The organism is Streptomyces sp. NPDC053755, from assembly GCF_040677675.1.
GTDB lineage: Bacteria > Actinomycetota > Actinomycetes > Streptomycetales > Streptomycetaceae > Streptomyces.
Genome location: NZ_JBFASK010000083.1, coordinates 1 through 1562 on the forward strand (window position 1 = coordinate 1; position 1562 = coordinate 1562).

The window sequence follows — 1562 nt, forward strand, 5'->3', positions numbered from 1 at the left end:
CTAAGGGCTGTCCCGTAAAGATCTTCGAGTCAGTAGGGCCGTGATCGGCTGCTATCCGCGCGGCTCGCCTATCGGCCGAGTGCGAGGTTGTGCAGGCGGGCGATGCCGCTCATCGCGTGATGGACGCCGTCGCCCTTCAACCGGCAATCTCGGAGGATCTTCCAGGTCTTCATGCGGGCGAAGGCGTGCTCGACACGGGCGCGGACCTGACGGTGAGAAGTGTTGTGTTCTTCCTTCCAGGCCGGCAGTTCGCTTTGGCCGCGCTCGCGGCGGTGCGGGATCACCAGGCCGGTGCCCCGGTAGCCGCCGTCGGCGATGACGGTGGTGCGGCCGACGGCGGCCTTGGCTCCGGACAGTGCCCACGCCTTGCAGTCGTTGCGGTTGCCGGGCAACGGCCGGCCGACCACGACGACGCGCTGGGTGTCGGCGTCGATGACGACCTGGTGATTGGTGGAGTACCGGTAGTTCTTGGACCGCTCGGCCACCGTGTGGTCGCGGGTGGGGACCAGAGTTCCGTCCACGATGAGCACGGTGTCCTTGCGGAACCGTCTGCGGGGCTTGAGCGCGAGCCGGGGGCCGAGGTGACCGACGATGCGACTGGCCGCGGACTTCGAGACGCCGAAGAGCGGTGCGAGCTGGCGCAGTGTCAGGTTGGTGCGCCAGTAAGCGGCCACCAGGAGCAACCGGTCTTCCAGTGGAATCCCCCACGGCCGGCCGCGCCGAGTGATGTCGGCGCCTTCGCGCCGCAGCGCACGCACCACCCGGTTGAACTGGCGCGGAGCCACACCGGTGAACGGGACTATCCAGGACGGCTCCGAGGCCGTGATCACACCAGACACGACAGAGATCATTTACATCGGCATCAGCCGGGGCAATCTCAGCCGAGGAAGTCCTTCCAGAGCGGGACGGATGCCTGCGGATTCCAGGGCGTGTCCTCGTCGATCTCGCCGAACTCGCGGTCGATGTAGTCGGCCAGATCGTGGCCGTAGCAGATGATGTCGGTCCCCCACACAGATAGGACCGGATGTCCCGGAGTGTCACGACCTGCGGGTATGAAGCGGTGCGCGTAGATGGGAACGAGTCGTGGCGCTCGTGCAAGCACCGCTCGGGCTACCTCCAGATCCTCTTCCTTGGAGGCGGGACGCGCTCCCAGGGCCGGATGCCAGCTGCCATGAGCGACATCGCCCAGCACTTCTCGTACCGGCCACTCCAGCCGATCGCGCAGGTCGTCTTCATCAGCGTGACGCCAGTCGGGCCAGGGCTGCTGCCACGTCGCGCCTTCCTCGGGAGGTGAAGCGACCGGCAGCCCTGCCGCTAGAAAAGCACGATGCTCCGGGGAGAACTCGAGCTCATAGGTCGCCTCGATCCGGCTGAACTCTTCCTCCGTGAGCCCTGGAGCTATCTCACAGCAGTCCGCCTCCGCCAACCGCCGCGCAGCCTCTGCACCCAACCAAGCGCCATCAAAGTCGATCACTCCGGCACCGTACACACCCTGCGTGCACGGCATCACATCTTTTCGAGCCTCGACTCGGGCCTCCAGGTCTTTGCGGGACAGCCCTTAG

At 66.2% G+C, this 1562-nt stretch carries 2 protein-coding genes; both read right to left on the minus strand.

The window, feature by feature from the left end; all coding sequences use genetic code 11:
- Positions 1 to 68: 68 nt before the first annotated feature.
- Positions 69 to 839 (minus strand): transposase, encoded by a 771-nt coding sequence (locus AB0K65_RS32310; protein WP_365722864.1) that lies wholly within the window; start codon positions 837 to 839, stop codon positions 69 to 71.
- Between the two features lie 38 nt (positions 840 to 877).
- A complete protein-coding gene (locus AB0K65_RS32315; protein WP_365722866.1) occupies positions 878 to 1474 on the minus strand; it encodes a hypothetical protein in 597 nt (198 codons plus the stop codon).
- Between the last annotated feature and the right edge of the window lie 88 nt (positions 1475 to 1562).